Source organism: Nocardia sp. NPDC058176, from assembly GCF_042883805.1.
Classification (GTDB): Bacteria; Actinomycetota; Actinomycetes; order Mycobacteriales; family Mycobacteriaceae; genus Nocardia.
In genome coordinates this window covers 36,081-45,050 of sequence record NZ_JBHVVA010000006.1, presented here as the reverse complement: position 1 = coordinate 45,050, position 8,970 = coordinate 36,081, and the positions used below count along the sequence as shown (strand labels likewise).

At 67.0% G+C, this 8,970-nt stretch carries 8 protein-coding genes and 1 tRNA gene; 4 read left to right on the top strand and 5 right to left on the bottom strand.

Annotation, left to right across the window (positions count from 1 at the left end; genetic code table 11):
- Nucleotides 1-43: 43 nt before the first annotated feature.
- The 5 genes from ACFVVM_RS26740 to aceE form a co-directional block, all read right to left on the bottom strand.
- Nucleotides 44-1,300, bottom strand: coding sequence for a KasA/KasB family beta-ketoacyl-ACP synthase (locus tag ACFVVM_RS26740; RefSeq protein WP_387623620.1), 1,257 nt, complete (start codon nt 1,298-1,300; stop codon nt 44-46).
- Between the two features lie 12 nt (nt 1,301-1,312).
- A complete protein-coding gene (acpM, locus tag ACFVVM_RS26735) occupies nt 1,313-1,612 on the bottom strand; it encodes a meromycolate extension acyl carrier protein AcpM (RefSeq protein ID WP_387623617.1) in 300 nt (99 codons plus the stop codon).
- An 82-nt stretch (nt 1,613-1,694) separates the two neighbouring features.
- The gene (locus ACFVVM_RS26730; RefSeq protein ID WP_387623615.1) at nt 1,695-2,609 is read right to left on the bottom strand and encodes an ACP S-malonyltransferase; all 915 of its coding nucleotides are present in this window, start codon (nt 2,607-2,609) and stop codon (nt 1,695-1,697) included.
- A 127-nt stretch (nt 2,610-2,736) separates the two neighbouring features.
- Entirely contained in the window at nt 2,737-4,068 is a 1,332-nt protein-coding gene (locus ACFVVM_RS26725; protein ID WP_387623612.1) for a PucR family transcriptional regulator, read from the bottom strand.
- 14 nt (nt 4,069-4,082) lie between these two features.
- Entirely contained in the window at nt 4,083-6,866 is a 2,784-nt protein-coding gene (gene aceE / locus ACFVVM_RS26720) for a pyruvate dehydrogenase (acetyl-transferring), homodimeric type (protein ID WP_387624321.1), read from the bottom strand.
- A gap of 328 nt (nt 6,867-7,194) precedes the next feature.
- Between aceE and ACFVVM_RS26715 the strand changes: the two genes are divergently transcribed.
- The 4 genes from ACFVVM_RS26715 to ACFVVM_RS26700 all read left to right on the top strand — a co-directional run bounded on the left by ACFVVM_RS26715 (nt 7,195) and on the right by ACFVVM_RS26700 (nt 8,936).
- Nucleotides 7,195-7,752, top strand: a complete 558-nt coding sequence (locus ACFVVM_RS26715) for a hypothetical protein (RefSeq protein ID WP_387623610.1) — start codon at nt 7,195-7,197, stop codon at nt 7,750-7,752.
- Between the two features lie 118 nt (nt 7,753-7,870).
- Entirely contained in the window at nt 7,871-8,293 is a 423-nt protein-coding gene (locus tag ACFVVM_RS26710; RefSeq protein ID WP_071927072.1) for a DUF3052 domain-containing protein, read from the top strand.
- Nucleotides 8,294-8,367: 74 nt separating this feature from the next.
- Complete coding sequence (locus ACFVVM_RS26705) at nt 8,368-8,832, top strand: peroxiredoxin (RefSeq protein WP_071927071.1); 465 nt, start codon at nt 8,368-8,370, stop codon at nt 8,830-8,832.
- Nucleotides 8,833-8,864: 32 nt separating this feature from the next.
- Nucleotides 8,865-8,936 (top strand) — tRNA-Val (locus tag ACFVVM_RS26700).
- Nucleotides 8,937-8,970 lie beyond the last annotated feature (34 nt).

The window sequence follows — 8,970 nt, the reverse complement described above, 5'->3', positions numbered from 1 at the left end:
GCGACCCCCACCGGGGATCGTGAATGCAGTCGATCGGCGCGGGCTAGGCCCGGCCGAAGGCGAGCGCGACGTTGTGCCCACCGAAACCGAAGGAGTTGTTGATCGCGTACTCGATTTCCTGGCGACGGGCTTCCCCGTGCACCACATCGAGGTCGATCTCCGGATCCTGGTTGTCCAGATTCAGGGTCGGCGGAACGATGCCGTCCCTGATGGCCAGCACGGTGAGGATCGACTCGAGGGCGCCGACGGCACCGATCGAGTGACCCAGTGCCGACTTCGGCGCGTACACCGAGGCATGCTGCACCCCGGCGTAATGGATCGCGTTCTTCTCGGCGACGTCGCCGATCGGAGTCGCGGTCGCGTGGGCGTTGATGTGCATGATGTCCCGAGGGGACAGTCCGGCGGTCTGCATCGCGCGCTGCATGGCGCGACCCGCACCGGTGCCCTCCGGATCGGGCGCCACCAGGTGGTACCCGTCGGAGGTGATGCCCGCGCCGAGCAGGCGTGCGTGGATGGTCGCCCCGCGCGCCTTGGCGTGCTCCTCGGTCTCGATGACCATGAGCGCGCCCGCCTCGCCGAAGACGAAACCGTCCCGGTCCTTGTCGAACGGCCGAGACGCGCCCTTCGGGTCGTCGTTGCGGGTGCTCGTGGCGCGCATCATCGAGAACGCCGCGATCGGCACATCGGAGATGTAGCCCTCGACACCACCGGTGACGACGATGTCGGCGTCACCCATCACGATCATCCGCCACGCGTTGGCGATGGCCTCCGAACCCGACGAGCACGCCGAGACCGGAGTGACCACTCCCGCCCTGGCCTTCAGCTCGAGACCGACGACGGCCGACGGACCGTTCGGCATGACCATCTGAACAGCCAGCGGCGAGATCTTGCGATAGCCACCGTTCTTCAGCTTGTCCACCGAATCGATCAGCGCGTCGCCGCCACCGAGGCCGGTACCGATCGCGACGCCGAGACGGTCGTGATCGACCTCAGGGCTGCCCGCGTTCTTCCACACCTCGCGACCGAGAACGGTCGCCAAGCGCTCGACATACGCCATCCGGCGGATCTCGACCCGGCTCAGCAGCGTGTCGGGGCTGACTTTCAGGTGACCGCCGATGCGCACCGGCAGGTCGTATTCCTCGATGAAGGGATCGTCGAGAACGTCGATTCCGCTCTCCCCGTTGAGGAGTCCCTTCCACGTCGCATCGACATCACCCGCGATCGACGTGGTCGCCGCCATGCTGGTGACGACGACGTTGGGAAATTTCCCGTTCAAGGTCGACGGAGCAGGAGTGGTCATAGGTACGCAGCCCTACTCGGAGTCGAACTTGGCCTTGAGCTCCGCGGCGGCGTCGGAGTTCTCCGCCTCGAGCTTCTGGATGTAGGAGACAGCGTCGCCCACGGTCTTCAGGCTGGCCAGATCCTCGTCGGGGATCTTGACGCCGTACTTGTCCTCGGTCTGCACAGCGATCTCGACCATGGACAGCGAGTCGATGTCCAGGTCGTCGACGAAGGACTTCTCGATGGTCACCTCGGAGGGTTCGATACCCGTAACCTCTTCGATGATCTTGCCGAGTTCTTCGACGATCTGTTCCTGGGTCAGAGCGGCCACTTTGGTGGCTCCCTTCTAGTTCTCGTTTGTAGGGTCGGAAAACGGACGCGCACTTCGTCGTGCGTGACCGCCGGGGGGAAAGCTAGCCCGAGGTGGTCAGTTCGGCCAACGCGGGGAGGTCTTCTGGCGTCTTCAGGGCGAGAGTGGGTGTGCCCTTCAGTTCGCGCTTGGCGATGCCGACGAGGGTGCCCGCCGGTGGCAGTTCGGCCACGGCCGAGACTCCGGCGGTGCGGATGCTCTCGGTGCACAGGTCCCAGCGCACGGGGCGGGTGACCTGCGCTGCGAGCTTATCGATCGCGTCGGCGCCCGAAGCGACCGGCTTGCCGTCGGAGTTCGACAGCAGCGTCCGGATCGGATCGCTCGGCGAGATCTGGGCGATGGCATCGGCGACAGCTTCCTGCGCCGGGGCCATGTAGGCGGTGTGGAACGCACCGGCGACGGGCAATGCGCGGACCCGTGCCTTCTCCGGCGGGTTCGCGGCGAGCTCCGCCAGAGCGTCCAAGCTGCCCGCCGCCACGATCTGGCCGACCGCGTTGCGGTTGGCCGGGACGAGATCGAGTTCGGCGAGCCGTGCGAGCACGGTGGCTTCGTCGCCACCGAGCACCGCGGACATCCCGGTCGGCTCCAGCGCACACGCCTTGGCCATCTCCCGGCCGCGGATGGCGGCGAGGGCGACTGCCTCGTCGGCGGTGATGACACCGGCGACAGCGGCTGCGGCGAATTCGCCGACCGAGTGTCCGGCGACGACTGTATCGGCCGGGAGCGCTTCGGGGGCGATTTCGGCGAAGGCGAGCAGGGCGGCGGCGACCACGAGTGGCTGGGTCACCGCGGTGTCGACGATCTCCTCCGCCGTCGCGGTGGTACCGAGACGGACCAGGTCGAGGCCGGCGGCCTTCGACCACAGCTCGAGGCGATCAGTCGCACCGGGGAGTGCGAGCCACGGCGTGAGTATGCCGGGTGTCTGGGACCCCTGTCCAGGGGTGAGCAACGCGATCACTCCCTAAGAGAACACTGTGACCCCCGCCGCAGGAGATGTCGGCGCGAATGAAGCTTTCGGACGCGTTTTGTAGGGGTTCCACAAAATCCGAGGTGGGCTGTCCTGATCGACCGATTCCCCGATCCCGTTACAGGGGGTCGTGGCCCACTGGGGTGGGCGGGGTTTCTGTGACGGGAGGTGACGATTCGTTATGCGTTCGTGTCAAACGACCCACTGTGGCCGCGATCCGGAGCACATAAGCGTCTCGAGGATTCATCGGATCACGTCCGGTGATCTCCCCGATTCGTTTGAGTCGGTACCGAACGGTATTTGGATGGACGTACAGCTGACGCGCGCACGTTTCTACTGCTCCACCACAATCCAGGTACGCATCGAGTGTGTCGGACAACGAAGATCCGGCAGATGCCAACGGGACGACAACATACTCGTTCAACGCCTCGATCGCAGCTCTATCCCCCAGCAACGCCCGTTCCGGCAGCAATTCCGCGGCGTGAACGGGCCTTGGCGCCCCGCGCCAGCCCACCACGGCCTCCATGCCGGCCAGTGCCTCGATCGCGCTGGCGTGCGCGGCGCCGAGGGTGCGCATGGTCGGGCCGATCACCACCGGTCCGTCGGAGAACACATCGCTGAGCAGATCGACCAGGAACGGCGAACCGATCCCGGAATCACCGAGATGCCCGCTGACCACCATCACCAGCCGGGCGCCCTGCACCACCGCCAGCGCGGCCCTGCCGTGCCTGGTCGCGATGGTGTGCACCGCGCCGACGGTCGAGACGCCCTGATCCAGCGGCGGGGTACCCACCAGCACGGTGGCGGGCGCAGTGGCGTCCCAGTTCAACGTGGCGGCCCGGGAGAGCATGTCCGGGCCCGTGTCCCCGCGAACCACCGCGTCGACCACCAGGGCCTCCAGGCGGGTGTCCCAGGCGCCGCGCGACTCGGCGGCACTGGCGTACACCGAGGCGGCCGCGAAACCGAGCTCACGCCCGTATCGCAGCACCGCCTCGGTGAGCGCGACCAGTTGCCGATCGTTGCGGGCGAGGGCGGGCAGCCACTGTTCGAAGAAGTCCATGGCCACCCGCACCATGTCCACGGTCTGGCGCAGCGTCAGCCGCCGCGCCAGATCCTGTGGGATCACCTGGAACGCGTCCAGGCTGAACCGGATGTCGGAGTCGGGGTCCTGCAGCCACTCCAGGAAGTTCACGACCGCCGTCTGCACCAGCATCTGCACGCCCGCTCGTTGCGCGGCGTCGAGATCGGCGAAGAACGGCAGCCGGTCCTGCATGGACCCCACCGCCTCGGTCGAGAGCCGGCCCGAGAACTGCTTGACCCGCTTGAGCAGCGTGTCGGGCAGCGGATCACGGGTCTGCCGGTTCGGGGACAGTGCCCCCGTCGGCAGGTATACCTCGTGCTCGCTGGTGCCCTCGGTGATCCGACGGGGCCGCGGCGGTTTGCGCTCCACAGTCCAATAGTCCGCTACGCGAGTTCCTCGCCCGCGTCCGCACTCGGCTTCGGCGCGGCGGCGACATCGTCGATGCCGTACTTCGCGGCCGCTTCCACCGCCTTGGCCTTGTCGAACGTGCCGTCCTTGACCAGGCCCTCCAGCACCGCGACCACGATCGACTGGGCGTCGACGTTGAACACCCGGCGCGCGGCCGGGCGGGTGTCGGAGAAGCCGAACCCGTCGGTGCCCAGGGTCGTGTAGTCACCGGGCACCCACTGGCGGATCTGATCGGCGACCGCGCGCATCCAGTCGGTGGCGGCCACCACGGGCCCCTGCGTCGGCGCGAGCGCCTGGGTGACGTAGGGGACGCCGGGATCGGTGTCGGGGTGCTTGAGCGCCACGATCTCCTTGTCAAGGGCTTCGCGGCGCAGTTCGCCGAAGGAGGTCACCGACCACACGTCCGCCGCGACACCCCACTCCCGCGCCAGCAGTTCCTGCGCGCGCAGGCCGTCGGGCACGGTCACCCCGGAGACGAGGATCTGCGCGCGGACATCGCCCTCCCCACCGGGCTGATACAGGTAGAGGCCCTTGAGCAGACCGGCCACGTCGAGATCGTCGGGCTCGGCCGGCTGCTGGTAGGGCTCGTTGTACAGGGTGATGTAGTAGAAGATGTTCTCCCCGGCGAAGGCACCGCTCTCGGGTGGATTCGTCCCGGGCAGTGGCGTTTTCTCCGGTGTGCCGCCGCCGTACATCCGGCGCAGGCCGTCGCGCACGATGTGGGCGATCTCGAAGGAGAACGCCGGATCGTAGGTCACCACCGCGGGATTGGTCGAGGCGAGCAGCAGCGACTGGCCGTCGTTGTGCTGCAGGCCCTCACCGGTGAGCGTGGTGCGCCCGGCAGTGGCGCCGAGGACGAACCCGCGGGCCAGCTGATCGGCCGCGGCCCAGAAGCTGTCGCCGGTGCGCTGGAACCCGAACATCGAATAGAAGATGTAGAGCGGGATCATCGGCTCGCCGTGGGTGGCGTACGAGGTGCCGACCGCGGTGAACGACGCGGTCGAACCGGCCTCGTTGATGCCCTCGTGCAGGATCTGCCCGGCGGTGCTCTCCTTGTAGGCGAGCATGAGTTCGGCGTCGACCGAGGTGTAGAGCTGGCCGTTGCGGTTGTAGATCTTCAGCGTCGGGAACCACGAGTCCATGCCGAAGGTGCGCGCCTCGTCCGGGATGATCGGCACGATGCGCTTGCCGATCTCCTTGTCGCGCAACAGTTCCTTGACCAGGCGCACCAGCGCCATGGTGGTGGCGACCTTCTGCTTGCCCGAGCCCTTGCGGACCGAGCGGTAGGCCTCGTCGCCGGGCAGCGTCAACGGCTTCGGTGTCGTGCGCCGTTCCGGGATGAAGCCACCGAGCGACTCACGCCTGCTCAGCATGTACTGGATGGCCGAATTGTCCATGCCGGGGTGGTAGTACGGCGGCAGGTACGGGTCCTTCTCCAGCTCGGCATCGCTGATCGGGATGCGCTGCAGATCGCGGAAGTCCTTGAGGTCCTGCAGCGCCAGCTTCTTCATCTGGTGGGTGGCGTTGCGGCCCTCGAAGTGCTTGCCGAGGGTGTAGCCCTTGATCGTCTTGGCCAGGATCACCGTCGGCTGGCCCTTGTGCGCCATCGCCGCCGCGTAGGCCGCGTAGACCTTGCGGTAGTCGTGGCCGCCGCGCTTGAGATTCCAGATCTCGCTGTCGGACATGTTCTGGACGAGGGCCTTGGTGCGCGGGTCACGACCGAAGAAGTGGTCGCGCACGTAGGCGCCGTCGTTGGCCTTGTAGGTCTGGAAGTCGCCGTCAGGGGTGGTGTTCATCAGGTTCACCAGCGCGCCGTCGCGGTCGGCGCCCAGCAGCGCGTCCCACTCGCGGCCCCATACCACCTTGATGACGTTCCAGCCCGCACCGCGGAAGAACGACTCCAGCTCCTGGATGATCTTGCCGTTGCCGCGCACCGGGCCGTCGAGCCGCTGCAGGTTGCAGTTGATGACGAAGGTCAGGTTGTCCAGGGCTTCGTTGGCGGCCACCTGGATCAGGCCGCGCGATTCGGGCTCGTCCATCTCGCCGTCGCCGAGGAAGGCCCAGACGTGCTCGTCGGAGGTGTCCTTGATGCCGCGGTCGTTGAGGTAGTGGTTGAACCGCGCCTGGTAGATGGCGTTCATCGGGCCAAGGCCCATCGACACCGTGGGGAACTCCCAGAAGTCGGGCATCAACCGCGGGTGCGGGTAGGACGGCAGGCCCTTGCCGAGACCGCCGTGGCTGTACTCCTGGCGGAAGCCGTCGAGCCGGTCGGCGCTGAGGCGCCCTTCGAGGAAGGCGCGGGCGTAGATGCCGGGCGAGGCGTGCCCCTGGATGAAGATGTGGTCGCCGCCGCCGGGATGGTCCTTGCCGCGGAAGAAGTGGTTGAAACCCACCTCGTAGAGCGCCGCCGAGGACGCGTAGGTCGAGATGTGGCCGCCCACGCCGATGCCGGGGCGCTGGGCGCGGTGCACCATGATCGCGGCGTTCCACCGGATCCAGGCGCGGTAGCGGCGCTCGACTTCCTCGTCACCGGGGAACCAGGGCTCGTTCTCGGTGGGAATCGTGTTGACGTAGTCGGTGGAGGTGAGCGCCGGAATCGAGACGCGGCGTTCGCCCGCGCGCTCGAGCAGGCGCAACATCAGGTAGCGAGCGCGGCCCGGACCTTCACGGTCGAGCATGTCGTCGAAGGATTCCAGCCATTCGCTGGTCTCTTCGGGGTCGATATCGGGTAGATACGACGCCACTCCTTCGCGGATCACCCGCACGCGTTCACCGGTGGCTCTGGTGGGTTGTTCACCGCCTGCGGCGGTTGTTGTGGCTGCGGGATCGTTCGCGGAATTCGCTGAAGCTGCAGAGTGGATCAGGTCGGTCAAATCTGCTCCTCGTACTGGGGGCTTGAACTGCTGATGGCGTCGCTATCCCCGGGCCTGCCCGCTTGGTGTGCGGACCACCCGTTACGAAAGGTTCGGGCGCACCCCCCATCCTTGCCGAAAGGGCCGCCCAGGTCATCATGTCAGCAGGAAATCCATTAGGTTCTGCGGGGGAAAACGTGAGTGTGTACCGGTGAGTGAGAGGGAACGCGGAACGATGAGGCTGCCAGACGCGCGTCGGCTCGGACTGGCCTGTGCCGTCGTCGCGGTGACCTCCGGTCTGGTCGTCGCGGGCTGTGCCACGCAGATCCCCGGCACGCCGACCACCGACGCCGCCGAAGTCGCCGCCTATCAGACCGAGGCCGCGGCCTCGTCGTCCGCGGCCGCGGCCTCGCGGGCGGCCGCCGCCGAGGCCAAGGCGATCAGCGACAACTGCACCCAGTTCCCCACCACCACGGGCGCGGGTGTCACCGCCTTCAACGAGTTCGTCTCCGCGCACGACGGCAACGCCCCCGACTACGCCGACAAGCGCGAGGCCGCGGCCGCCACCCTCGACAACGCGGCGACCAAGGTCGAAACCGGAGTCACCACCGCCGCGGGCGCGCTGCCCGCCGAGCTGGCCGACAAGTTCACCGCCTATGTCGTGGCCGCGCGGGCGCTGTCGGCCGAGACCAGGAAGATGACCTACAGCTCTCCGGTCGGCGGGCTCAACGCGGCCAGCCGCACGATCAATCAGGCCCGTACCGCGGTGCAAGAGGCCTGCCCCAGCCGCTGAATTCGCCCTGCCGACACGCGGCGTACGGTCCCAATTCATCCGATCGGCTTGCGTTGCGGGCGATAACCATGTTCGCTTGCACCTATCTTACTGTCGGCAGTTTAGGGAGGACACCACCGTGGTCGCCGCGGCGGACGCGCAGAACTACGCTCAGAAGCTTGGCATTTCTCACGGCTTGGTTGTTCAGGAATTGGGCTGGGACGAGGACACCGACGACGCATTGCGCGCCGAGATCGAGGAGGTCAGCGGCGGCGAGATGGTCGACGAAGACTCCGACGAGGTCGTCGACGCGGTCCTGCTCTGGTGGCGGGAAGGTGACGGCGATCTGGCCGACGAGCTGATGGACGCCATCAGCCCGCTGGCCGACGAAGGTTTCATCTGGGTCCTCACCCCCAAGACCGGGCACCCGGGCCATGTCGATCCGAGCGAGATCGCCGAAGCCGCGCCCACGGCCGGCCTTACCCAGACATCCACCATCAGCCTCGGGGCCTGGACGGGCAGTCGCCTCGTGCAGCCGAAGGCACCGTCGAAGCAGCGCTGACTCTTCGGTTCGCTAAGGTCTCAGCTGGGCGAGAACGCTCGGCTGAGACCCGACACGACGACAGGATCCCCAGTATGCCGCTAGAGGTTGGCACTCTCGCGCCGGACTTCACGCTCAAGGACCAGAACAACCAGCCCGTCACCCTGTCGGATTACCGCGGCAAGAAGAACGTGCTGCTGGTGTTCTACCCGCTCGCCTTCACCGGCATCTGTCAGGGCGAACTGTGCAAGGTCCGTGACGAGCTGCCCAAGTTCCAGAACGACGACGCCGAGATCATCGCGATCTCCGTCGGTCCCCCGCCCACCCACAAGATCTGGGCCGCGGAGCAGGGCTACCTGTTCCCGTTGCTGTCGGACTTCTGGCCGCACGGCGCCGTCACCCAGTCCTACGACGTCTTCAACGAGAAGTCCGGCTACCCCAACCGCGGCACCTTCGTCGTCGACAAGTCCGGCTACATCACTTTCGCCGAGATGAACGAGCCCGGAGAGGCCCGTGACCAGGCGGCTTGGGAGAAAGCGCTCGCCGCGCTAGATTCATAAACCGTCACCGCCGGTTCTCCCCGGCGGTGCCAGGGCGTATAGCTCAGCGGTAGAGCACTGGTTTTACACACCAGCGGTCCGCGGTTCGATCCCGCGTGCGCCCACCTCATCTTCGATCGATTCTGTCAGTGCCTCACC